The organism is Acetobacter sp. DmW_125128, from assembly GCF_008704325.1.
Classification (GTDB): domain Bacteria; phylum Pseudomonadota; class Alphaproteobacteria; order Acetobacterales; family Acetobacteraceae; genus Acetobacter; species Acetobacter oryzifermentans.
Genome location: NZ_VHOP01000011.1, coordinates 1 through 24,803 on the forward strand (window position 1 = coordinate 1; position 24,803 = coordinate 24,803).

Below are 24,803 nucleotides of genomic sequence, written 5' to 3' on the forward strand. Positions count from 1 at the left end.
GGTTGGTTGAAAAACATTTTCTTTATCATCAAAAAATAACCCCATGCAGTACATTGCATAACTGTCTGCCAGTATGTCTTGTTCCTGAGCTATTTCTGGGGACATAAGTGTTAATTCTGGATATGCATCTTTCAGCACAGGAATAATCAAAGCAGAGAGAATGCAGGTTACATTTGCCTGATGGATATGCGCAAAGCGTGCTGCGTAGGGAAACCATGCAAGCGTATCGCCCAAAGTGCCGACAGGAAATTGAATGACAACTTTTTTGTTTTTCAAATTCAATTCATGTTGGAAAACAATGCGAGCTTCTTTTTGAGGTAAAATATCTTCAACAATAATACCAAAGCGAACGTAAAAGCGTTTGGCAGAGTGTACGGTAGCGCCCGTATTTTCATTCTGGAACAGAATATTCCCTGTATCCAGGTCACGTAATGTAATCCGCCATTTTCCTTCTGTACGTGCAGGCAGAACAATACGGGCACCCTGATTGAAATCAAACAGAATTCCATCAGGCCCATGTAAAATTGGGAAAGCAGAAGGGTTGATGTAAGGAGATTTGACCGAAGCCGAATGGTTTGATGAAGCTTCGGTGATACCATCTGCAGAAGACGTAGAAATTGTAGTTTTTGAATTTGAAAAAACTTCGGTCATGAAACAATCAGTCCAAATATTTAAGAAAAATTATGGAGCCTGAAATTTACGCCCTTCATGGTAACCATAGAAAACATAATGGAGGAAAGGCCCTAATGGAAAAGATGCAATATCTGGATTCAAGCGCAAATAAGTTTCTGTATCAAAATCAGGGTTAGGATTTCTTTTTTCGTGTGCACCAAAATCCATGAAATGAACAAGAGGATCAATCCCAGCTTCTGCAACATCGGGATTTACTAAAAGATACCATTCACCATCAAAATAGATGGGAAATGTCTTTTCCTGGGAAGGAACTATTTTTTTCATCCGGACTGTTGGGGTGCGAGGATTACGTGATTCCAGATTTGCTGTTTTACGAAGCATAGCTGTTCCATCAAGATCATAAAAAATCTCTCCCTTAATACTAACGATAAGGGAGAGATTTTTAATTTTTAAGCAGATTTTGTTTTTACACGTGTCGTTTGCTGATCATTCACAACATAAGGGCCAGCAGCACGGATGATCATGGAGAGTATCCCCATTTTCCCATGTGACAGATGATCCCCTAAAGGCAGTTCGGCATTGCCATTTGTCCATGCACAATCTGTCCAATCGGTCTCATGCCAACCTTCTGGCTTCTCGGCCTGAAGGTGAGAGGTGATGTTGAATTGCTGTTTAGCGCACATCAGATGCACCTCGGAGACTGCAACCCCCATATGGCGTCGATCATCCACAAACGGACCAATCACATCAGATGGACGACTGGCACGTGAGACAATACGCACAGACTGCGTATCAGGCGGCAGCATGAAACTATACTGATGCGCCGTCTTGCGCATCGAACGCACAGTAGCTCCTGTATCCGTTACGAGATGCAGATCTGGATCATCCGTGAATTCCATCGTTTCTACCGGCATCTGTGCGCCAACCACACTGTTTTCACGCCATTCCAGTGCTCGAAATAGTGGCTCCACAAAGGAACGATCAACACAGAGTGGCGCACCGGCATCATGTTCCCATGTCCGAGGCTTTCCACCCAGCATGATAACGGAACCTTCCTGACGGAAAGAAGAGCGGTTCCCGGTATCCAGATAGCTTTCGGTCAGCATGCCGTCTGCCCGGATAACGGAATGCTTCTCTGTTTCTACATGGTAATAATCGTAGGAGGTAATGGATTTGTCATAGAAGATGGACACGCCATTCACCAGCATACGTACGGGCACAAACCGATCTTTAAAAAACAAGCAGTGCTCGGCAGTAATCAGCATATCCTTATAAGGCACACCATCGGCAATAGCGTCTTTCAGAACACGTACAGGATATCCGGCTTCATCATCAGGACGTTCAGGGCGGACGGTTGTATGTGCCTTGCCTGCCCAGATAACAGAACGTGTTTCTGTTTTGCCATCCACATAGACTGTGATGTTATCTCCAAAACGGATGTTTTCTACAGGCACATCACCTTGTGGGGTCTGGATCATGCTACCCGCAAGAAAACAGGTTTCTATGGCAAGCGTGCCATCACTATTTTCAACGAGATCAAATTGTTGACCATCCACAATATCTGAAGTTTTGGGGTCAAGTGTAACACTCGCTGTTCCACCACTTCCTGTCACTGTCAGGGTATATGTGGCAGCATCGTAGCTATATTTGGCAGAGGAATCATATGTCAGGGTAGAAAAATCAATAAGCCCACCACTTTGCAGGCCGACATTTGTAGCTGAACCACCATTGCCAACAGTTAATGTTCCACCGCTACTAATGATACACTGGTCAATGGTTCCGTTAAGGTAACCACCTGAACTCGTGGCGGAATCATACGAATATCCTCTTTCTACCGAAACGTTGCCGCCATTTTCAATGGTAGCTGAAGCGATGCTACCACCTGTGTTGTCTACACTCCCGCCGTTGGAAACGGTAATGTTGGAAACCTGAGACTTGGCATCAATATCAACCTCTGTTGTGTTATTGACCTGAACACCTGTAACAGTAGCGCCAGATTCAACCTTCATACTGGCACTTGTGGTCAACGTCACATTGGAAAGTGTGCCTCCTCGTAGGTCAATACCCGCACTATTGGAGGCCGAGACAGTGTCAACTGCGCCGCCTGACTCTACGATAAGATCAGCACTTCTACTGCCATCCAATGAAATATGAGAAGCACTGCCACCATCAAGCGCAAAGATATTACCACCCGAGGTAACTGTGGCGCTATTGAGTGTTCCGCCACTTTGCACAACGATAGATCCAATACCACCCCCATTCTGGGTCAGAGTGGCATTTGTCAAAGAGCCTTCCACAACAACATGGTCAGCTGTGTTGTAAGATGCACCATTGACTGTTTGACCAGCGGAAATCGTTTGGGTAGCCGCAGGAAGCGGATAATTAGACATCGTAACCGTAGCTTTCTTTGCCGCTTTCATGAAGAGCGTAAAATCGTGAAAAGAAATCCGGCTTCATGAAATATTGAGAAGAGACAAATATCCGATGTGAAAACACATCGGATATTTGCAAAAACTCCCTTCATCAAAAGAATGGAGGGAAGTATTCGGGTTAGGCAGAACGTCTGTTTTCCAAAACAGCTTTCGTGTTCTGTTCCAGATAGGGGCCAGCAGCTCGGATATTCAGAGAAAGAATACCCATTCCGCTCTGTGTCAGTTCATCCAAGGGCAAAACAGCATCACCATTTGTCCATGCGCAATCCGTCCAGTCTGTTGCGTGCCAACCAACTGGTTTTTCAGATTGAAGATGCGCAGTAATGTGTGTTTGCTGCTTGGCTGTCACAAAATATACGTCAGCTACAGCAACGCCCATCATGCGGCGGTCATCCACAAATGGCCCGATCACATCCGCTGGTCGGCTGGCGCGAGAGACAATACGCACACAGGCTGTGTTAGCCGGCAGCATAAAGCTGTAACGCTCACCATCATGGCGAATGGGGCGAATGATGGCCCCGCTTTCCGTGACGAGATGTAGATCTGGGTCGTTTGTCAGGTTTGACTTTGCAAGAGGAACTGAGGTCGTCTGTGTCAGACAACTAGTCCGTGCTTCCAGCTTTTGAAAAAGCGGTTCAACAAAGGACCGTTCCACTCCTAAAGGTGCACCGGCGTTCTTTTCCCAGCTTTGAACCGCACCACGTAAGGTGACAACAGTACCTGTCTGACGGAAAGAAGAACGGTTGCCTGTATCCAGATAGCTTTCTGTCAGCATGCCATCAGCCTGAATGACGGAATGCTGCTCGGTTTCCACATGATAGTAATCGTAGGAGGTAATGGATTTGTCATAGAAAATAGACACGCCATTCACCAGCATACGTACGGGCACAAACCGATTTTCAAAAAACAAGCAATGTTCCGCAGTAATCAGCATGTCTTTGTAAGGCACACCATCGGCAATGGCATCCTTCAGAACACGTACAGGATATCCGGCTTCATCATCTGGTAAGCCGGGCCGAACAACAGCATGTGATTTACCAACCCAGACAACGGGCCGGGTCACTTCCTTGTTGTTCTTCCAGTCGAAAGCAACAACTTCATCACCAATCTGAATATCTTCTACAGCTAAATCACCTTCACTCATACGGATCATGCTGCCAGACAGAAAACAGACTTCGTAGTAAAGACCACCATTACCATCAGAAATAATTTTGTTTCCGATTTTGTCGGCATCAGGAATATTCAGATGAAAATCAACACTATTTCCATTTTCATCTATACCAATAAAATCAATACCAGAAGATGTGGTGTTGATGTTCGTGACGCTCTTCAGATCAACGAGATCAATTTTACCGCCATTTTCCAAACCGCTAATCACGTTGGTGGGCATGGTGTTCCCACTGATAGTCAGCAGAGAACTACTGCCTGCCAGAAGTATATCACCACTACCGGCAGCACCGTTCAGGATCAGCTGACCACCATTGCTTACCGTAGTCGTGCCAACCAGTGTACTGGCACTATCAACATCAACAATACCGCCGCTCTCAACCGTAGATGCACTGAGCACACCACCACTGATAATATTGGCTGAACCGCTACCCAAGATGGTGGCACTGATAACAATGCCACCCATGTCTTTCATGACACCGCCCGACACAGTTACAACAGTGGCTGTCCCAGCGATTTTACCAGTAGAGTCTGTTTGAACATTGAACTGCCCTGCGCCAACCGTGCTGCTGGTAACAGAGCCCCCCAGCACATTCAACTGAGCCTGGTTACCGTCAACAGAATTGCCTGTACCTGAGGCACCGGCCTGAATGTTGATATAACCTGCAGATGCCGTAGAACTATCTACAGAAGCTCCACTAAGAACATTCAGACTACCGCCTTGTGTTGTAATGCCAGAAGCATAACCGCCAGCTTCAACATTGGCATAATCCTGTGTCTGATTGGCTGTATCTGTATTGCTGAGCGTACCTGAGCCTGAAATGGTGCTATTTTCAAATACACCTTTGTCGCCCACAAAAATGGTGCCGCCATTTATAGTCGCATTGTCCACCGTGCCACTGGAAAGATAAATACGTCCTACAGCCGTCCCACTGCTGCCATCCTGTACACCGCTAGCTGTTCCGCCCTTGTTAACCCACAACTCACCGCCTGATAGGGTGCTGTCCGTCAGCGTGCCACCCACAGCATTTAGCTGGCCGCCCTCAAAAACAGTATTACCTGTTCCGGAACCGCCAGTAGATACGTTAATATAACCGGACGACGCATGGGAACTTTCTACAAATCCACCACTACCGATGTTCAGACTACCACCCATTGTGGTAATTCCGGAGGCCGTGCCACCGCTTAGGACATTAACGTAGTCCTGCGTCTGGTTGGCTGTACCTGTATTTGTGTAGTTGCCGCTTCCAAAAATATTGGAATCGCCAATCAGGCCACCGCTCCCAATTTCAACGGCACCACCATCAATACTGCCGTTTACCAGCTTTCCACCATTACTGGCATAGGCCAGAGCATAGTTGCTGATGGTATAATCTTTAACAATTGCAGTGCCACCATCACCATGCGCGCTGATGGTGGCGACTGAAGCCACGCCGTTCCATCCTTGTGAACCAAGAGCAGTTACATAATCTACAGTGCCCCCGTTTCCAACATTCAGTGTACCACCACCATTTACTATGACATCATCTAATGATGCTTGAGCATATGGGTTACCACTAAAAACGTATGTCGTCTGGTTTACTTGTGTCGTCATAAAATCAGACCTCTCTTAATTCTTGAATTACGCAAAAAAAAGAACGTGTATTTTTTTTGTCTTGAATGTTTTTGTTGCATTAACAATACTTGAGGTGTAGGCGTTTCTGTGACTATTTTACATGGCAAGAGTAGGAATTCTGCTCTTGCGTAATTCAAGAGTTTTACAAGAAACCTTTGAGTATTTTTATGTGTTTAAGATTGAATGAAATCAGAGACTACACGCCGTAAAGTGGGATATGCCCGTGTCAGCACAATCGGGCAGACTCTCGAACTTCAATTAAAAACACTCAAGGAGTTTGGATGTCGCGGTATTTATCGCGAGAAGGCAAGTGGAGCCGATGCCGATCGTTCCGAATTAAGAAAACTTCTCAAAAATCTCAAACCAGGCCAGACCGTAGTCGTCACCCGTCTGGATCGTCTGGCACGTAGTACATTCGACTTGTTCTCAATTGTTAAAACTATTTCCGAACGCAAGGCTCTTTTTTACTCTCTGGCTGAACCCTGGACTGATACCAGCACAAGTACAGGTCGGCTTATGCTTGCAGTCCTTGGTGGCTTGGCCGATGTGGAACGTGACCTGATCCGGACACGCACCTCAGAAGGACGTGCACGCGCTCAGGCGTTAGGTAAGCGTATGGGACGCCCCACCAAAATTACCGATGCACAAAGACGCGCCATCATTGATCGCAGGCAAAGAGGAGAACCTCTAAAATCTATTGCCCTCGCCTTTGCGATAAGCGAGAGCACAGCATCACGGATAGCGCGTAGTAAAGACAGTCATCGCCATTATGGTAGAAGGGGTGGAAAGACCCCGATAACGTAGAACTATGGACTGTCATGGGATATATAAAATGGCGGAGAGAGAGGGATTCGAACCCTCGGTACAATTGCTTGCACAACGGTTTTCGAGACCGCCCCGTTCGACCGCTCCGGCATCTCTCCTATATCGCGAGCTTATAGACACGCTTTTCTAGCCCATGCAAGTACGTGAACTCCATATTTCTATTGACGCGCCTTACCCTCACCGCTTAAAAAGCCGCCCTAATCCACACAGATGGAACCATGCTGCGCGTATTGTGCAGCCAAAGAAGAAAAAGCGACCAGAATTTTCGCCTGTATCTAACAAGGTACCGCGAGAATCCAGAGATCGGAAGAGACAGTTTATGTACGCAGTTATCCGCACCGGCGGCAAGCAGTACCGGGTTGAGCCCAACATGGTGCTGAAGGTTGAAAAGCTGGAAGTTGAAGCCGGCGCAACCGTTACATTTGATGAAGTTCTGGCCGTTGGTGGCGAAAGCGGCAGCCAGATTGGTGCCCCCACCGTGGCCGGCGCAAAGGTAACGGCAACCGTTATCGCTCAAGACCGCCTCAAGAAGGTCATCATCTTCAAGAAGCGCCGTCGGCAGAACAGCCGCCGTAAAAATGGTCATCGCCAGCCGGTTACCGTTCTGCGCATTCAGGAAATCAACGCAGCTTAATCCCGCACAGGGTATTAAGCTGGTTAAGACCACGGAGGACTTAGGTCATGGCACAAAAAAAAGCTGGCGGTTCATCCCGTAACGGGCGCGATAGCGCCGGACGCCGCCTTGGCGTCAAGAAATTTGGTGGCGAGCAGGTTATTGCTGGCAACATCATCGTGCGCCAGCGTGGTACGAAGGTGAAAGCTGGCGTAAACGTTGGTGTTGGCAAAGACCACACCCTGTTTGCACTGATTAACGGCAATGTTCGCTTCGAACGCCGTGCAGAAGGCCGCGTACATGTTTCTGTGGACGCGCTGCCTGCCGCTGCTGAATAAGTAGTTCGGTTTTTCCACCGCACGTTTTCCCGTGTGGCCGGAGCAGAAACAGGGGCCGGTCCTCAGGATCGGCCCTTTTTCGCGTTCTGGACTTGAGTAAGGTATGTCATGAAGTTTCTGGATCAGGCAAAAATCTACGTCCGCTCAGGAGATGGCGGAGATGGCGTGACAGCCTTCCGGCGGGAAAAATATATTGAATTCGGCGGCCCCGATGGTGGGAATGGCGGGCGTGGCGGCGATGTTATTTTTGAAGCCGTACCTAACCTGAACACCCTTATCGATTTTCGCTACACGCAGCATTTCCGTGCACGCAAAGGCGGCAATGGTGCCGGGTCTGACCGCACAGGGGCTGCGGCCTCTCCTGTTATCATCAAGGTGCCGATTGGCACTCAGATTATGGATGATGACCGCGTCACCTTGCTGGCGGATCTCAACGAAGCCGGTAAACGCATTACCCTTTGCCGCGGGGGGGATGGCGGCTACGGTAATGCGCATTTCAAGAGCAGCACCAACCGCGCCCCTCGTCGGTCTGATAAAGGCTGGCCGGGTGAAGAGCGCTGGGTTTGGCTGCGCCTGAAGCTGATTGCAGATGTGGGCCTTGTTGGCTTGCCCAATGCTGGCAAATCTACATTTCTTTCTGTTGTTTCTGCTGCAAAGCCCAAAATTGCAGATTATCCTTTTACAACCCTGCACCCCCAGCTTGGCGTTGTGCGCCTTTCCATGACGGAAGAGTTTGTTGTAGCGGATATTCCCGGCCTTATTGAAGGCGCGCATGAAGGCACTGGGCTTGGAGACCGTTTTCTGGGCCATGTTGAACGCTGCGCCGTGCTGCTGCACCTTATAGATGGTGCCGCTGGTAGCGTTGTAGATGCATGGCGCACCATACGGCATGAACTTGCCGCTTATGATGGCGGGCTAGCAGAAAAGCCGGAAATTATCGCACTCAATAAAATGGATGCCATGACCCCGCGGGAAGCTTCTTCTCGGCGTTCTGCGCTGGAAAAAGCCAGTGGCGCACCGGTCGTGTTAATTTCTGCTGCAACCCATCAGGGCGTGCCAGAACTTTTGCGCATGCTCCAGAATCAGGTGACCGAAACCCGCAAGAACGCGGATAAAAACCCCGCCTGAACACTTAGCTACAAGCAGGCCCCTCTAGCCCCTTTCCTTTTACGGAACTGATCCATGACCGGATACACCAGCCCCTCCCTTACCAATGCCAAACGGCTTGTTGTTAAAATAGGTAGCGCGCTGGTGGTGGATCCAGAAAAACAGGCCCCGCGTCAGGAATGGTTAGCCAGTGTGGCTGCCGATATTGCATACCTGCGCAAACAGGGTACGGCTGTTACCGTTGTATCCTCTGGTGCTATTGCGCTTGCCCGGCACACATTGGGGCTAGCTGGCGGCACACTCCGCTTGGCAGAAAAGCAGGCGGCGGCGGCTGTGGGGCAGATTAGCCTCGCACAAGCATGGAGCAATGCCCTTTCAGCCCACGGCCTTGTTGCCGCCCAGCTTTTGCTAACCCCGGAAGACACGGAAGACCGCAAGCGCTACTTGAATGCCCGCGCAACGCTGAACACTCTGCTGGAAATGGGATGTGTTCCCGTCATTAACGAGAACGATACCGTTGCCACTGCCGAAATCCGTTTTGGCGATAATGACAGACTGGCAGCCCGCGTTGCACAAATGACGGACTCGGATCAGCTTGTGCTCCTTTCTGATATTGATGGCCTATACACAGCAGACCCGCGCACAAACCCCGATGCACAGCATTTGCCCGTGATTGAAACTCTTACCCCAGAAATTGAGGCCATGGGGGGTGAACCTCCTCCGGGTTATTCTTCCGGAGGTATGCGCACCAAACTATTGGCAGCGGGTATTGCAACGCGCTCAGGCTGCGCCATGGCTATTGCTTTAGGGAAAACATCCCACCCGCTCCGCTCTTTACTGGAAGGTGGGCGCTGCTCATGGTTTTTGCCGCAGGATTGCCCCCATACAGCCCGCAAGCAATGGATTGCAGGCAGCCTAACACCCGCAGGTGAGATTATGGTGGATGATGGTGCCGTAACCGCTCTGCAACAAGGTAAATCCCTTTTACCAGCAGGCGTGCTTGGCGTAAAAGGCGATTTCTCTCAGGGTGATCTGGTAGAAATTATCAATACTGATGGCATCGTGCTGGCACATGGGCTTGCTGCCTACGATGCAGATGACGCCCGGCGCATTGCAGGCCATCGTTCTACCGAACTTACAGATATTCTGGGATGGCATGGACGAGACGAGATCATCCATCGTGATGACCTCGTCATGATCTAAAACTTAATCGTTTGCCGGATTTTTTCTGGGCCAGTTCAGCACAGGTTCTGCACGGCCAGTATGCTCGTCAATACGCGGCATCTGAACAGATGGGTTGGGCTGCGGAGCCTCATGTGAAAAATCAGGCCGGTACGGTGGCTGATTAGCATCTGGCGCACGCTGCCGACGCAAGATTTCTGCACCAGTTTCCGCTGGTGGAGATTCTGGCTCGTGCCACGGCATGCGGCGCACCACCGGCTTTGCTGGGTCTGGCGCAAGATGCGGTGTTGGTGGGGCTTCTTCTCGCGCTTCATACGCATCAGAAACCTTAGGTGTCCGCAGTTCGGGAAAAACTGGCACTGCACGAGGTGCCGCAGAAGGTTTTTTCACCTCCGGCGGACGCACCTCTTCCACCACCACGCCGGGTGATGTTCTGCCGTCCCGCTCTGCCACAACAGACAAAGCTGGCTCCTGATACGCAGGAGCACCCCGCACGGCCTGCGCACGCAATTCGGCCTGAATTTCTTCCAACTGGAGAGAAATCTCACCCAACCGCCCTTTTACCCCAAACACGGCAAAAGGCATCATCATGAAAGCAAGCCCGAACAACACGCCAAAAGCCAGAACCAGAAGCTGGCCCCAAACAGGCATCCAATCAGGAAAAGACAGAGACATCATGGGAAATAGACCCGACTAGCCTTTTACATACCCAATGCGCGACGGTAGATATCCAGCAGTGTTTCCTGCTCTTCTACTTCAGCAGGTTCCTGCTTACGCAGGCGGATGATCTGGCGAATAACCTTTACATCAAACCCGGCAGACTTTGCTTCTGTAAAGATATCCTTGATATCTCCAGCCAGAGCTTTGCGCTCTTCTTCCAAGCGTTCAACGCGCTCAATAATGCTTCTCAGCCGATCTGCGGCAATACCGCCAACAGCTGCATCTTCATCCCCGGAAATGCGTTCGCCATCCATGCTTCGGCCTCCTAAATTTATATACAAACACCCAACACTGCGCAGGCAGAACCTGCTAACATTGCCAGATAGTGAAGCGCGGGCTTATCGCGCCACGTGTATGTGGTCAATGATGCAGCACATCAGAACCTCTTGCAAACACACGGGCGGCCTTCCATAAGCACAGCACCTTGTTCTTGTTCTGGGCATTTTGCCCGCAAACCACGACTTTTTTACGGCGGGCACCCCCCTCCGGCTGACCAGCGAGAACCCTGCATCATGGCTCTTGTGAACCGCACGGAACCTTTTGACTTTGTTATCTTTGGCGCGACAGGTGATCTGACACGCCGAAAACTGCTGCCTGCATTTTTGCGCCGCTTCCATGCCCGCGAATTTGATGAGGAAGCACGGATTATCTGCACGGCGAGGTCTGAACTCACCACTGAGCAGTTCCGTAATTTGTGCAGCGCCACTTTGCACGAATTTGCCCCCGATATTGCCAAAGACACAGAAACGCTGAACCAGTTTCTGGGGCTTTTGACCTATGTGTACCTTGATGCCACGCAGGATGCCTCTCACTGGCCGGAACTCAGCGCCACGCTCCCTAACCCAGAACGCACGCGGGTTTTCTATTTTGCCACGGCACCGGCGCTGTATTCCGCCATTTGCGCTGGGCTTTCCCACCATAACCTGATCACTCAGCACACACGGGTTGTGCTGGAAAAACCCATTGGCACAGACCTACAATCTGCCAATGAGATCAATGAAGGTGTGGGCCGCTACTTTTCTGAAGATGCCATTTATCGGATTGACCATTATCTGGGTAAAGAAGGCGTGCAGAATATTCTGGCCCTACGCTTTGCCAACCCCGCTCTGGAACAGTTATGGTCTTCCCAGGCGATCGCCCATGTGCAGATTACCGCAGCAGAAACAGTGGGCGTGGGAGACCGCGGCTCCTACTACGATAAATCCGGCGCATTACGAGATATGGTGCAGAACCACCTTTTGCAGGTTCTGTGCATGGTTGCCATGGATGCCCCAGCCTCTCTGCGCGCAGATGATCTGCGGAATGAAAAGCTGAAAGTGCTTAACGCCCTGCGCCCCATGACACCGGATATGGTGCGTAAAAATGTTATCCGTGGGCAATACACAGCGGGCCGCGTAAAAGGAGAAGATGTTCCGGGCTACGTGGATGATCTGAAAACGGGCCGCCCTAGTGATACCGAAACATTTGTAGCCATTCGCACCAAAATTCGTACGGCCCGCTGGGGTGATACGCCTTTTTACCTGCGCACAGGCAAACGGTTGGCTACAAAAACCACAGAAATTGTAATCCAGTTCCGCCCGCAGGTTTGGCCTATTTTTACCAACATGCCCTCTCCCGGCCGGTTGGTTATCCGCATTGCCCCGCATGAAGAACTCTCACTTGTTCTGGCAGCGCGAGACCCCGGAGCAGGTGGGTTTAGAGTGCGCAACGCCACACTGCATATGTCTTACGAAAACGAATTTTCTGTGCAGTATCAGGATTCCTACGAGCGCTTACTGCTAGACGCTGTAAGAGGAGACCCTGCCCTTTTTATCCGGCGCGATGAAGTTGAGGCCTCGTGGAAATGGGTAGAGCCTATTCTGGACTCCTGGCGCTACGCTCTTACGCCGCTGGAACCCTACCCCGCCGGAAGCTGGGGCCCTCCAACCACGCGTGCACTTCTAGCGCGTGATGGTGCCCTTTGGCACGAAGATATGCTGACATGAACACACCCTCCCCCAAAAAAATGACTGGCCGCGGGCCATTTGCAAAACGCACTCTGCGCCAACATATCCTGCGTCGGCTGGCAATCGTTCTGCCGCTTTCTTTAATGATGATTCTGTTGGCCAAAACCGGCACGCTGGATCGACTGGTGGATTCCTACACCTTCAAACCCGCAAGCTGGTTTGATGATACAGCCTTGGTGCAGCACCTGCGCCTGAAGGTCACCCATAATGGCATGACGCATGATCGGCCGGATTGTCTGCTGTTTGTGGTGAACGGAAATGATGCGCCCACGGCATCACGTATTGATGTTATGGAAAAGCATTCCGGCACTTGCCCCGGCCCGAAAGATGATTTGCCTAAACTGTTTACGTTGCGTGTAGATAGGCTGAACCGCATTGTTTATTCGGATCAGGGGTCACCGGGGGTTTTTCACCCCATTCCATAACGCACTAAGGTTAATTTTATGCGGCAAAGGCTTTCTTCAGCGCCTTACCCCCCAAGCGTAAGGCCGCCTTGCCATGCGGCATAAAGGCGTAAAAGTTCAGAAACGCATGCAGGGCACCGGGGTAACAGTGATATATCACTTTAACTCCCGCCCGCTCCAAAGCCTGCGCATAGGCCGTGCCCTCATCACGCATTGGATCACATTCGGCTGTAATAATAACGGCTGGCGGTAAGCCTTGTAAATCTGGGTTTAAGCCCGGCGCAAAACGTGGATGCAGCCAGTCTTCTTCCTTTTGAATATACTGATCTCCATACCACTGCATGGACCTGCGGGAGAGAAAATATCCTTTCTCGTAAGTGCGGTGAGATGGAAAAAGCTTCTCTCCGTATAAGGATGGATAATACAACAACTGTATAACAGGTTTGGGCCCCAGCCCCGCGCGCCCATCCTGTGCCAAAACAGCAGCCAGATTTCCACCAGCACTATCCCCCGCAACGGCAACTTTACCCCCCCAATACCGGGCAGAAGCACCAGCAAGCCACTGCAAAGCAGCCTGACTGTCATCAATAGCAGCGGGAAAAGGATGCTCTGGCGCCAAGCGATAATCGGGCAAGAGCACAGCCGCCCCAGAAGCCCGCGCCAAGCGGCAGCAAATACCGTAATGGGAATTCAACCCACAGTGCACAAACCCCCCGCCATGCAGGTACAGCAACGCGCCCCTTACCCGCCCATAGGGAATAAAAAGGCGCGCCCGCATAGGCCCCGCAGCACCGGGGATAGATAATGTCACGACCCTTCGCATCGGCACAGATGAAAGACTTACCGGGAAGGAAGGCGTATCCATAGCCTTGCGCAACCGCACAAGAAACGCAGCCATTTCCTGTGCTACATTATGGGGCCTGTCTGCTTCAGGCGCATCTTTGCCCGCATACTTCCGTTTAAGCTGCTCCTGCCATGTGATACAGCGCAGCAAAAGCCGAGATGGAAGATTGGGCCGTGCGGGCACAGAGTTTTGAGGCACATCAGAAAAATCAGACATAGCTACCTGATTACCGGCAATTTTCTGCATCGTCATGCCTTCATAACATCAGTTGCGGCTTGACCTGAACGCAAGCCCGACGCAGGGTGCGCTCCGTCAGGTGGTTGGGCGGTCGCTGTCCTGCTCTTTAACGGGTAGGAGAGAGGAAAGTCCGGGCTCCACGGAAGAACGGTGCCGGCTAACGGCCGGCGAGGGTAACCTTAGGGAAAGTGCCACAGAAAACAGACCGCCTTCCGGGTCTGACTTTGTAAAATCCTTATGGGATTTTATGGGACAGGCTGAAGGTAAGGGTGAAACGGTGCGGTAAGAGCGCACCGCTCCGCTGGTAACAGAGGAGGCACGGTAAACCCCACCGGGAGCAAAACCGAATAGGAACAGCAGAAACCCTTGTGGTTTCGGGGGTTCTTCCGCCCTGCTGTTCGGGTTGGTTGCGAGAGGCATGTTGCAAAACACGCCCTAGACGAATGACCGTCCAGCCTCTTTACAGAGGTGGACAGAACCCGGCTTACAGACCACCTGACACTCTCTTTATCTGCATTCATCCCGGTTTTTTCATCAAAAAAAGAACATAAAAAGAACAGAAAACGGCAATCTTTTGTTTGCCGCCACAAAATCAATACATTCGCGTCAGAAATCTTTTCTGCATGAATACTTAAATAATGGCGGTTTTCTGCTGTTTTTTCTGTCATTTTAATTTGCGTCCCATAACATCCCATGCTATCCCATACCAAACCACAAGTGTGGTGAAGGCGGTTCTGTTCCCCGCTGAATTGCGAACGGAAAGGCTGATTCTGCAAAGGCTTCTGACGTACGTGGGCGTATTTCTCGGCACGCATGAAAATCGATTCGACGCCAAGGGGCGTATTTCGATTCCTGCCGGGTTCCGTTCAGTACTCAAAACGCAGCAGACGGAAGGTGACGCGCTGATGATTCTCCGCCCCTCCCATACCCTGCCCTGTGTTGAGGCATGGCCTGCCGTGGCTTTTGCACGCCTGACTGAACCGCTTGATCGGCTGGACATGTTTTCTGATGAGCATGATGATCTGGCGGCTGCCCTATATGCTGATGCTTACCCCATAGACCCCGATCGTGAAGGCCGCATTATTTTACCCGAATTTTTACGTGATCATGCCGGGCTGGCAGATAGCCCCACGGCTGCCTTTATGGGCGTTGGTCGTATCTTTCAGATATGGGAACCTCAGGCCGCGCAGCAGCGCCGGGTAGAAGCACGCCAGCGTTCACGCCGCGTTAGCATTCCGGCTACAGGTGGGGCAGATTCAAAAGGGCGCAATGCATGAACGCTCTTTCTGCCTTTACACCCCCTGAAACGGCTCAGGGCCATATTCCCGTTATGTTGCCAGAAGTTCTGGAATATCTTCATCCCGCAGATGGTGAGCGTATTCTGGATTGCACGTTTGGTGGAGGCGGCTACAGCTCTGCCATTCTAAAAAGCGCAGATTGCAATGTCTGGGGTATTGACCGTGACCCGGACGCAATTGCGCGCGGGCAGGCACTCAGCCGTCATTTCCCTGCCGCCGATGGCACATCTCGCCTCCATATGTTGCAAGGCAGCTTTGGCAACATGCAGGCGCTTGCCAGTGCCGCAGGCATTTCCACGTTCGATGGCATTGTGCTGGACTTGGGCGTCTCCTCCTTCCAGTTGGATGAAGCTGACCGCGGCTTTTCCTTCCGTATGGAAGGCCCGCTGGATATGCGCATGGAAAAGTCCGGGCCATCAGCCGCAGATATCGTCAACAAGGCACCGGAAGCAGAACTGGCAGATATTTTCCATTTTTATGGAGAAGAGCGCCACGCACGCCGTCTTGCCCGCGCTGTTGTAAACGCACGTTCGGAAATGCCTTTTGAAACCACGACACAACTGGCCAATCTTGTACGCTCTGTTATTCCCAAAGATCGTTCCGGCATAGATTCCGCTACGCGCGCCTTTCAGGGCCTGCGCATTGCCGTGAATGATGAGCTGGGCGAAATTGAGCGCGGGCTTGAACAGGCGCTGGATATGCTGGCACCTGGTGGACGACTGGTTGTTGTTTCCTTCCATTCACTGGAAGACCGTATCGCCAAACGCATGGTGCAGCATGCCACGGGCAAGGATAAAAGCTTTTCACGCTATGATCCTCGCGCCGCAGGCACCCCAGCGCCAGAAGCCGATTTTGTGGCCCTTACACACAAAGCGCGGCGGCCCACCGATACCGAATGTAGCTATAATCCGCGCGCCAGAAGTGCACGGCTGCGCGCTGTCATGAAACGTGCTTCAACCCCTGCTTCCGTAAAAAAGGGCTAAGTCCATGATCCCCCGTCCATTTACATGCTGCTGTGCGGTTCTGGCGATTGCATCTGGCTTTTTCCTTTACACAAAGAAGCACCAGACCACCCTTCTCGATCAGCAAATTTCGCAGATCGTGAAGGAAACGGAGCACGTTCGCACACAAACATCCATCCTGCGCACGGAATGGGCTTTGGAAAACCAGCCTGAACGCTTGGCCCAGCTTGTGGCGCGGCATGAGGCTGGGTTGCAGACCATGAACCCTACGCAGTTTGTGCGTATGGCTGATTTGGAAAGCCACCTGCCTGCGGTTGTAAAAGATGCCCAGCCGCCTGCACCAGCATTGGTTGCAGACAAATCAACCAATGTTGCCCCCCCGCCAGTTATTGCGCCCACAGTGCACGCACCGGCTGTTGTGGCTGATGCACGCCCTGCGCACGTAACACCACCGGCAGTTCTCCATCAGGCGCGCCCCGTGGCCGCACCAACTATTGTTGCTGACGTACCGCATGTTGCAGCGGAACCTGCCCCTCGTCCACGCGCAACATCTGTAGCTGATGCCGCACCTGTTCTGCATGTACCTACCTTACATCATGATCACCCTCATACTGCGCCTGAACCCGTAGCTGCACCAGTGCGTGTTGCACAGACAACCGAGCCCGCCGTACCTTCGCACCCTGTGCACCATATGGCTGTAGAAACACCGCGCCCGCAGGCTGTTGCCTCCACCAACGTGGATGACGATGCACCTGTAGCCCCGGTTCGCCACAGCCTTACCCATGCGGCATCCCCTGCCATTCGGCACGTTGCACAAGCTTCGGATGATGATACGGCGCCAATCCGCCATCCTCTGCCAGTTGCAGCGGCTAGCTGGCATGCTACACGCCCGCATCGCGCATCTTCGGCGCCTTCCAGCTATATGGAAGCGCGCGCGACTTCCGGCTATAGCAGCGGTTCTTTGCTCAGCCGCGGTGGTGATGCGCTGCCGGCTCCGGTTCCGGTTGCCAACTGATTTTTGTGGTTAAAGGCCTTTCTGACCTGACATGTCTGTCTCCCCCAATGACCCCGACCCAACGCGTACAGTAGGTGTTACGGGGGACGATTTGCGCGCCCGCGCACATCGGGACCAAATGCATGTAAGGCTTTTGGGTGTTGCTGGCGGTTTTTGCCTAATTTTTGCCGTTGTCGCCATTAAGCTTACTATTGCAACCGTCGTTCACCCCATGGCGCCAGAAAAGCGGCAGATTGCGCCACAGGTTCCTGAAATTCCTAAAATTGACCCCAAGGGCAGCCTTGCTGGTGATTTCTCTCTGCCACAAGTGCACCGTGCTTCCATTGTGGATCGCAACGGCCAAACCTTGGCGCTTTCTCTGCCTGTTGCGCAGGTTTATGCAAACCCGCAAGAGCTGATCGACCCCAAGGATGTTGCGCACAAGCTAAAGTCTATCCTGAAGGATATAGATGAGCAGGAAACCGCTGATCGCCTTTCCCGCCCCAAGCAGTTTGTTTACATCGCACGTAATATTTCGCCCCAACAGGAACTGGCCATCAATAACCTTGGCATTCCGGGCATCTATTTCGAACCGGGTGAAAGGCGGCATTACCCGCTAGGCCGCATGGCCGCCCAGATTATGGGCACTGTTGATATTGACGATCACGGCGTGGCTGGGATTGAAAAATACTTTGATAAGCGCCTGCTTTCTGATCATCGCCCGCTCCATCTCTCACTGGATATTCGTGTTCAGTCTGCTGTGCGTGAAGAAGTGGCAAATGCCATGCAGACATTCCAAGCCATTGGGGCATGTGGCATTGTGATGGATGTACGCACCGGTGAAATTATCGCCATGGTCAGCCTGCCTGACTTTGATGCCAATAATTTTGCCCATGCCACTAATGATGAGCGCTTTAACCGTGCGGTTACTGGTTTGTACGAACCGGGGTCTACCTTTAAGCTGCAAACTACGGCTATGGGGCTGGAAACAGGCACTATCCATATTTGGGATCGGTTTTCATCCGTACCGTTGCATATCGGGCGCTTTACTATCCGCGATATGAAGAGTGACCATTTCTCTCCGTGGCTGACATTGCCCGAGGTGATGGCTTATTCCTCCAACCCGGCAGCCGCACATATTGCGTTGGATGTTGGGGGCAAAAAACAGTCCGAATGGCTGCGTTCCATGGGGTTTTTCTCCCCCGTTCCGGTGGAACTGCCAGAAGCTGCACGCCCATTGGTGCCACATCAATGGGGTATTGCCACGGTTATGACAGTTGGGTTCGGGCATGGTGTGGCAGAACCCCCATTGGCTATTGTGCGTGGCACAGCAGCTACGGTTAATGGCGGTATTCTGGTAACGCCTACTTTGCTGGATAAGGAAGACCCAGCCAATGCCACAGCCAGCGCGCCCGGCATAAGCCCGCAATTTGCCAGCGGCATTCAAAATGCAGCGCTTGAGCAAAGCGTGGAAGATGATACTCAAAGCAGCGGAGCAGATGCCCCAGTTACGCCCGCAGGCCCGCGTATTCTTTCCGAAAAAGTATCCAGCCTTCTGCGTCGTCTTTTACGGTTGGATGTTACCCACGGCACAGGGCGCACTGCGGAATCTCCGGGGTATTTTGTGGGCGGTAAAACCGGCACGGCAGAAAAAATTGGCCCACATGGTGGCTACCTGAAGCACGTCAATATCTCGGCTTTTACAGGCATTTTCCCCATGAACTCACCGCATTATGCTGTGTATGTTATGCTGGATAGCCCCAAACCCACCCCCCAAACCCACGGCTGGACCACTGCAGGCTGGAACGCGGCACCTACTGTTTCCAAAATTGTTTCACGCATTGGCCCCATGCTCCAGATTTTTCCAGATACAGAGCATGCTGAGCAAATTGATGCGCAAATGGCTCTGCCCCTGCACCCTGCAGTGCCGCGTGGCGTAAGGCCACTTGGCCCTGGGAACGATCCGGGAGACCCGCGTAAAGCGGAAGCCGAACACAAGGCAGAAAAAGAAGCCCTTAAACGTGCTATGGCTGAACGCAAAAAAGCGGCTGCGGAGGTTATGGACGAATGAGCCTTCCTCTTTCCACCCTTCTTGCTGCTGTAGGGCTTCCGGCTCTGCCCGGAAATCCTGAAATTTCTTCCATTACAGCGGACAGTCGGCAGGTAAAACCGGGCACGCTTTTTGCCGCGTTGCCGGGTGTAAAAACCGATGGCCGGGCCTTTATCGCAACTGCCGTGCAAAATGGTGCAGCAGCAGTTTTGGCACCCGCAGATACACAATGGCCGACTGATGTACCCGCCTGCCCGCTGGTTCTGGCATCTAACCCACGCCACGCACTGGCGCTTATGGCGGCTGTTCTGGCGGGGCCGCAGCCACAGCATCTGGTAGCTATTACTGGCACAAATGGCAAAACCAGCACTGCGGATTTTATGCGCCAGATCTGGGCGTTGCTGGGCTTTAAGGCCGCTGCCATTGGCACTCTTGGCCTTACCGGGGCGGAAGATACGTCCATTTCATTTCCAGCACTTACCACGCCAGATCCGGTTGCCCTTGCCAATGGGCTGGCAGCGCTTACTCAAGCTGGCTTTCAGCATGTGGCGCTGGAAGCCTCATCCCACGGGTTGGAACAAGGGCGGCTAGATGGTTTACATCTTGCCGCAGCGGGTTTTACCAATCTAACACGCGATCACCTGGATTATCATCTGACCATAGATGCCTATCGCACAGCCAAATTGAAGCTGTTTGATACCCTTTTGCCAGAACATGCCATTGCGGCTGCCAATGCCGATATGGATGCACAAACGCTCCAAGCTATTCGTGCCATTGCCGCACAGCGGAACCTACGGCTAAGGCTGGTTGGAGAGCACGGCACAACACTCCGCCTTGTGGCATATAACGCTCTCCCCGCCGGGCAGGAATTGACCATTGAACACGATGGCCGCACGAGCACGGTTCTGCTGCCTATTCCGGGACGCTTTCAGGCAGACAACGTATTGCTGGCTGTAGCCTTGGCCGCACAGGATAATGCCGAAATTGCGCGTATTCTCCCCCTTCTGCCCCATCTTAAAGGGGTGCGGGGACGTCTGGAACGCGCAACAGTGCTGCCCAACGGAGCCTGCGCCTATGTGGATTACGCCCATACGCCAGATGCACTGGCACGGCTTTTGGCATCTTTACGCCCCCACGCACGCGGCAAACTGATTGTTGTTTTGGGCGCAGGCGGAGACCGCGATAGTGGCAAGCGCCCTCTTATGGGGCAGGAAGCCGTAAAAGGTGCGGATATTGCCATTATTACAGATGACAACCCGCGCACAGAAAACCCAGCCTCCATTCGTGCAGATATAAAAACCGGTGCTCCGCAAGCGCTGGAAATTGCAGATAGAAAACAGGCAATAGCAGAAGCTCTTTCCATGCTTAAAGCAGACGACGTACTGGTTGTGGCCGGCAAAGGTCACGAACAGGGACAAATTATAGGCAATACCATTTTACCGTTTGATGATGCCGCCGTGTTGCGCACACTGGCGGGCCATCCATGAGCCTTTTGTGGACGCGCAAAGAACTGGAAACCGCAACGGGTGGAACGTTTTTAGGAAATGCCCCTGTTTCCATTACCGGCATTTCAATTGATACACGTTCCCTTGCCCCCGGAGACCTGTTTATTGCCCTCAAAGGCGACAACAGCGATGGCCATGCGCACATTGCTACAGCGCTAGAAAAAGGTGCCGCGGCCGTTCTGGCTCATTCAGCCGAAGGGTTAACGGACCCGCGTATTCTGCTGGTATCTGATACCATGCTGGGCCTTCAAAAACTGGCACTGGCCGCACGGGCGCGCTTTAAAGGTAAAGTTGTAGCCGTAACGGGCAGCGTGGGTAAAACCACCACCAAGGAAATGCTGCGCCTTTGCTTGGCACCTTCTGGCCCGACACATGCGGCCGAGGCCTCCTACAACAACCATTGGGGCGTACCGCTTACCCTTGCGCGCCTACCGCGAGAGGCTGCTTTCTGTATCAGTGAAATTGGCATGAACCATCCGGGAGAAATTCTTCCGCTTGCCAAAATGGTGCAGCCAGATGTGGCCGTTATCACCACCATTGGCTCAGCGCATCTGGGCCATATGGGCAGTCTGGATGCTATTGCGGTAGAAAAAGCCTCCATTATTACCGCACTGCCCGCAGGCGGTATTGCCATTGTGCCGGATGATGCGCACGGCACGCCGTTTTTTACAGCAGCAGCAGTAAAAGCGCAGGCTGTTTTGTGGCCCTGTGGTGTAAACCCTCAAAGCACTGCACATCTAAGCCATTTGCAAACTGGTGCTGATGGCTCTCACTGTGATGTTTCCATTTTGGGCAAAACTTTCAACGTCCACCTTCCCGCCCCCGGCACTCATCTGGCCCGCAACGCCGTTGTGGCACTCGCAGCTTGTGCCGCCCTAGGTGCAGATGTTGCAAAAGCCGCGGCCGCATTGGCAGCTTTCCGCCCGGGCAAAGGTCGTGGTGCCCTCACCAAAATTGCCGGTGGGGCCATTACGCTGCTGGATGAAAGTTACAATGCCTCAGCGGCTTCTATCCGGGCTGCTTTGGATGTTGTGCGCCATATTCCTGCCACGCGCCGTATTGCCGTTCTGGGCGATATGCGTGAACTGGGTGAATTTTCCATTTCCGAACATCAAGCGCTTGCTGCCCCTACAGCCAGTGCTGCTGACCTCGTTTTTTGCTGCGGATCCTACATGAAAACCCTTTTTGATGCCCTTCCGCCCTCTAAGCAGGGCGCATGGGCAGAAAGCGCTGCTTTACTTGCTCCTCATGTCTGCGCGGCTTTGCGCAAAGGAGACGCCGTGTTGGTGAAAGGCAGTTTAGGGAGCCGCATGCGTGATATTATTGCAGCAATCAACGCACTTCCCGCAGTGGAGTGTGCCTAATGCTGTATATGCTGATTTCTCACGCTGCGCATGATGGACACATCACAATCCTGAACCTGCTGCGCTACATCACGTTCCGCGCGGGGTGTGCGTGTATGACAGCCCTTGGCATCAGCCTGCTTCTTGGCCGCCCGCTTATTAGAATGCTGCGCCGTATCCAACGCGAAGGTCAGCCCATTCGCGCCGTTGGCCCTGAACGCCACATTCTGGAAAAAACCGGCACGCCCACAATGGGGGGGGTGCTTATTTTGATTTCTCTGGTGATCTCCATGCTGATTTGGGGAGATCTGGAAAACGGGTTTGTGTGGGCCGTTATGCTCACCACGCTGGGTTTTGGCGCCATTGGGTTTGCAGATGATTACCGCAAACTTGCGCGCCGCAACACGGATGGTCTTTCCAAACGCGCCCGGCTTGGTGGAGAATTTGGTATCTCGCTTATCTGCGGGTTATGGCTGCAATATCTTATGCCACCAGAACTGGCAAACCATCTGGCTTTTCCGTTTGTAAAAGACCTTCTGCTGCCGATGGGTATTCTCTACCCTGCGTTCGCCATGATCGTGATTACCGGCTTTGGCAATGCGGTTAACTTTACCGATGGGCTGGATGGGCTGGCTATTGGCCCCGTTATTGTGGCTTCCTTAGTGTTTGCCATTCTTTCCTATCTGGTCGGCAACCACGTTTTTGCTGATTACCTGCAAATCCACGCCGTGCCCGGTACGGGGGAACTGGCCGTATTCTGCGCCGCTCTTGTGGGGGCTGGCCTTGGGTTTTTGTGGTTTAACGCCCCTCCGGCCTCGGTCTTTATGGGGGATACAGGCTCTCTTTCCCTTGGTGGCGCACTGGGTTCCCTAGCCGTAGCTATCAAGCATGAACTGGTGCTGTGCATTGTGGGTGGCCTGTTTGTGGCGGAAACACTTTCTGTGGTCATTCAGGTGTTTTGGTACAAACGCACAGGGCGGCGTGTGTTTCTTATGGCCCCTTTCCACCACCATTTTGAGAAAAAAGGGTGGGCAGAACCCAAAATTGTCATCCGGTTCTGGATTGTCTCCATTGTTCTGGGGCTGTGTGGTCTGGCCACGCTGAAACTAAGATGAACGGCTTTTCACCCTCCCTGTTTTCCGGGCAACGCTTTGCTGTTTTCGGGCTTGGCAAAAATGGCTTGCCTGCAGTGCTTATGCTGGCCAGCACAGGTGCCACCGTACAGGTATGGGATGATGGTGAAGGTGGACGCAAAGGGCTGGCAAAAGCACTTTCCACTCTTGCGCCAGATGTTGCTGCACGTATTCAGTGCAAGCCGTTTGAAAGCCTAAATGGGTTTGAAGCACTTATTCTTTCCCCCGGCATTCCACACGACTTACCCAAGCCACACCCTATTGCCCTTATGGCCAAGGAAGCGGGCATTCCCATTCTTTCCGATGCGGAACTGCTTTATCGGGCTGTGCGCAAATCTGGCAGCAAAGCCCGTTTTGTTGGCATTACAGGCACCAACGGCAAATCAACCACCACCACTTTGCTGGCCCATATTCTGGCAGAAGCCAAACTGCCCGTAGCCGCTGGTGGCAACCTGGGGCCAGCCGCCCTTGCCCTGCCTTTGCTACCGGATAACGGCGTATATGTGCTGGAAATGTCGTCCTACATGCTGGAACGGCTGGATACCCTGCGCTTTGATGCCGCATGTTTACTGAACCTGACGCCAGATCACCTGGACCGTCACGCAGGCATGGATGGCTACGCTCAATCCAAAAAGCGGGTGTTCACCGGCCAGACAGGCAAGGATCTGGCTGTTGTTGGCATAGATGATACATGGTGCTGCACCATTGCAGCAGAGCTGGAACATGAACCTGCCAAGTGTGAAACCATTTCTGGCACCAATCCGGCCTGTTCTTACTACGGCAAGGATGGCGCCATATGGCACCACAGCACATGCATAGCACAAACCGGGCTAAGCCTTCCCGGTGCCCATAATGCAGAAAATGCCGCTGCTGCTATTGCAATAGCGCGCTTTCTGGATGTGCCAGATGCAACCATTGCGCAGGCTGTAGCCTCCTTTCCCGGCCTTCCACACCGGCAAAAGCTTGTAGCTTCCTGCAACGGGGTGGATTTTGTGGATGACAGCAAAGCCACCAACGCAGATGCAGCCTCACGCGCCTTGGGGTGTTATGAAAAACTGGTGTGGATTGCAGGCGGCACGGCAAAAGAAGGCGGCATTGCCTCTCTCACGCCCTATTTCCCGCATATTGCACATACATTCCTGATCGGGCGGGATGCTCCGCAACTGGCCCAAACACTAAAAGAACACAACGTGCCTTTTACTATGGCAGAAACACTGGAAAACGCCGTGCCTGCGGCTTATACGGAAGCGCACCTTACGCATACGCCTGTTGTGCTGCTTTCACCCGCCTGCGCCAGCTTTGATCAGTTTTCTGGGTTTGAGGCACGTGGCCTGCGCTTTCAGGAACTGGCAGATGAGGTTTGCGCCCGGCATGCGGGCATGACAGAGCAGTGAG

21 protein-coding genes, 1 tRNA gene, 1 other RNA gene and 1 pseudogene are annotated in these 24,803 nt (G+C 52.4%); 16 read left to right on the forward strand and 8 right to left on the reverse strand.

Features of this window, described 5'->3' with window-relative positions:
• The 4 genes and pseudogenes from FKW19_RS04330 to FKW19_RS04345 form a co-directional block, all read right to left on the reverse strand.
• Positions 1-651 (reverse strand): annotated as a pseudogene (locus tag FKW19_RS04330) (autotransporter strand-loop-strand O-heptosyltransferase); the annotation flags it as partial.
• 30 nt (positions 652-681) lie between these two features.
• Positions 682-1,014 (reverse strand): hypothetical protein, encoded by a 333-nt coding sequence (locus FKW19_RS04335; protein WP_238331322.1) that lies wholly within the window; start codon positions 1,012-1,014, stop codon positions 682-684.
• A 68-nt stretch (positions 1,015-1,082) separates the two neighbouring features.
• Positions 1,083-3,023, reverse strand: a complete 1,941-nt coding sequence (locus tag FKW19_RS04340) for a Hint domain-containing protein (RefSeq protein WP_238331321.1) — start codon at positions 3,021-3,023, stop codon at positions 1,083-1,085.
• Between the two features lie 160 nt (positions 3,024-3,183).
• On the reverse strand, positions 3,184-5,826 hold the full coding sequence (locus FKW19_RS04345; RefSeq protein ID WP_089179324.1) for a Hint domain-containing protein: 2,643 nt from the start codon (positions 5,824-5,826) through the stop codon (positions 3,184-3,186).
• 204 nt (positions 5,827-6,030) lie between these two features.
• Here FKW19_RS04345 and FKW19_RS04350 point away from each other — a divergent pair, with 204 nt between their 5' ends.
• Complete coding sequence (locus FKW19_RS04350) at positions 6,031-6,651, forward strand: recombinase family protein (protein WP_006117400.1); 621 nt, start codon at positions 6,031-6,033, stop codon at positions 6,649-6,651.
• A 29-nt stretch (positions 6,652-6,680) separates the two neighbouring features.
• Here FKW19_RS04350 and FKW19_RS04355 read toward each other — a convergent pair.
• Positions 6,681-6,770: transfer RNA gene (locus tag FKW19_RS04355), tRNA-Ser, on the reverse strand.
• A 221-nt stretch (positions 6,771-6,991) separates the two neighbouring features.
• Between FKW19_RS04355 and rplU the strand changes: the two genes are divergently transcribed.
• From rplU to proB, 4 genes are all read left to right on the forward strand, one after another.
• Positions 6,992-7,306 carry a 50S ribosomal protein L21 gene (gene rplU, locus FKW19_RS04360; protein WP_026019364.1) on the forward strand — a complete coding sequence of 105 codons (315 nt, stop codon included), beginning with the start codon at positions 6,992-6,994 and terminating at the stop codon, positions 7,304-7,306.
• A 47-nt stretch (positions 7,307-7,353) separates the two neighbouring features.
• Positions 7,354-7,623 (forward strand): 50S ribosomal protein L27, encoded by a 270-nt coding sequence (gene rpmA / locus FKW19_RS04365; RefSeq protein ID WP_003623041.1) that lies wholly within the window; start codon positions 7,354-7,356, stop codon positions 7,621-7,623.
• A 108-nt stretch (positions 7,624-7,731) separates the two neighbouring features.
• Positions 7,732-8,751, forward strand: a complete 1,020-nt coding sequence (obgE, locus tag FKW19_RS04370) for a GTPase ObgE (RefSeq protein ID WP_089179326.1) — start codon at positions 7,732-7,734, stop codon at positions 8,749-8,751.
• A gap of 54 nt (positions 8,752-8,805) precedes the next feature.
• A complete protein-coding gene (proB, locus tag FKW19_RS04375; RefSeq protein WP_089179327.1) occupies positions 8,806-9,933 on the forward strand; it encodes a glutamate 5-kinase in 1,128 nt (375 codons plus the stop codon).
• A 3-nt stretch (positions 9,934-9,936) separates the two neighbouring features.
• On the opposite strand, the gene FKW19_RS04380 is transcribed toward proB, so the two are convergent.
• Together FKW19_RS04380 and FKW19_RS04385 are read right to left on the reverse strand one after the other, a co-directional pair.
• Positions 9,937-10,590 (reverse strand): hypothetical protein, encoded by a 654-nt coding sequence (locus FKW19_RS04380; protein ID WP_063354406.1) that lies wholly within the window; start codon positions 10,588-10,590, stop codon positions 9,937-9,939.
• Between the two features lie 23 nt (positions 10,591-10,613).
• Positions 10,614-10,886 (reverse strand): DUF2312 domain-containing protein, encoded by a 273-nt coding sequence (locus FKW19_RS04385; protein WP_003623048.1) that lies wholly within the window; start codon positions 10,884-10,886, stop codon positions 10,614-10,616.
• 96 nt (positions 10,887-10,982) lie between these two features.
• On the opposite strand from FKW19_RS04385, the gene zwf reads away from it, so the two are divergent.
• Positions 10,983-12,617: a glucose-6-phosphate dehydrogenase gene (zwf, locus tag FKW19_RS04390; RefSeq protein WP_089179328.1), complete on the forward strand. Its 1,635-nt coding sequence runs from the start codon at positions 10,983-10,985 to the stop codon at positions 12,615-12,617.
• The gene (locus FKW19_RS04395) at positions 12,614-13,063 is read left to right on the forward strand and encodes a hypothetical protein (RefSeq protein ID WP_035351951.1); all 450 of its coding nucleotides are present in this window, start codon (positions 12,614-12,616) and stop codon (positions 13,061-13,063) included. Before zwf ends, FKW19_RS04395 begins: the two co-directional genes overlap by 4 nt.
• A 16-nt stretch (positions 13,064-13,079) precedes the next feature.
• On the opposite strand, the gene FKW19_RS04400 is transcribed toward FKW19_RS04395, so the two are convergent.
• On the reverse strand, positions 13,080-14,138 hold the full coding sequence (locus FKW19_RS04400) for an alpha/beta hydrolase (protein ID WP_089179329.1): 1,059 nt from the start codon (positions 14,136-14,138) through the stop codon (positions 13,080-13,082).
• Positions 14,139-14,198: 60 nt separating this feature from the next.
• Here FKW19_RS04400 and rnpB point away from each other — a divergent pair.
• The 9 genes from rnpB to murD all read left to right on the forward strand — a co-directional run bounded on the left by rnpB (position 14,199) and on the right by murD (position 24,802).
• Positions 14,199-14,626, forward strand: an RNA gene (gene rnpB, locus FKW19_RS04405) — RNase P RNA component class A.
• 288 nt (positions 14,627-14,914) lie between these two features.
• Positions 14,915-15,400, forward strand: a complete 486-nt coding sequence (gene mraZ, locus FKW19_RS04410; protein ID WP_035351980.1) for a division/cell wall cluster transcriptional repressor MraZ — start codon at positions 14,915-14,917, stop codon at positions 15,398-15,400.
• The gene (gene rsmH / locus FKW19_RS04415) at positions 15,397-16,404 is read left to right on the forward strand and encodes a 16S rRNA (cytosine(1402)-N(4))-methyltransferase RsmH (RefSeq protein WP_089179330.1); all 1,008 of its coding nucleotides are present in this window, start codon (positions 15,397-15,399) and stop codon (positions 16,402-16,404) included. Before mraZ ends, rsmH begins: the two co-directional genes overlap by 4 nt.
• Positions 16,405-16,408: 4 nt before the next feature.
• Positions 16,409-17,398 (forward strand): hypothetical protein, encoded by a 990-nt coding sequence (locus tag FKW19_RS04420; protein ID WP_089179331.1) that lies wholly within the window; start codon positions 16,409-16,411, stop codon positions 17,396-17,398.
• Positions 17,399-17,429: 31 nt separating this feature from the next.
• Complete coding sequence (locus FKW19_RS04425) at positions 17,430-19,448, forward strand: penicillin-binding protein 2 (protein ID WP_089179332.1); 2,019 nt, start codon at positions 17,430-17,432, stop codon at positions 19,446-19,448.
• A complete protein-coding gene (locus FKW19_RS04430; protein WP_089179333.1) occupies positions 19,445-20,914 on the forward strand; it encodes a UDP-N-acetylmuramoyl-L-alanyl-D-glutamate--2,6-diaminopimelate ligase in 1,470 nt (489 codons plus the stop codon). Before FKW19_RS04425 ends, FKW19_RS04430 begins: the two co-directional genes overlap by 4 nt.
• Positions 20,911-22,296, forward strand: coding sequence for a UDP-N-acetylmuramoyl-tripeptide--D-alanyl-D-alanine ligase (murF, locus tag FKW19_RS04435; protein WP_089179334.1), 1,386 nt, complete (start codon positions 20,911-20,913; stop codon positions 22,294-22,296). Before FKW19_RS04430 ends, murF begins: the two co-directional genes overlap by 4 nt.
• Entirely contained in the window at positions 22,296-23,390 is a 1,095-nt protein-coding gene (mraY, locus tag FKW19_RS04440; RefSeq protein WP_063354414.1) for a phospho-N-acetylmuramoyl-pentapeptide-transferase, read from the forward strand. Before murF ends, mraY begins: the two co-directional genes overlap by 1 nt.
• Positions 23,387-24,802, forward strand: coding sequence for a UDP-N-acetylmuramoyl-L-alanine--D-glutamate ligase (gene murD, locus FKW19_RS04445; RefSeq protein WP_089179335.1), 1,416 nt, complete (start codon positions 23,387-23,389; stop codon positions 24,800-24,802). The genes mraY and murD overlap by 4 nt, the downstream gene beginning before the upstream one ends.
• The last annotated feature ends 1 nt before the right edge of the window (position 24,803 follow it).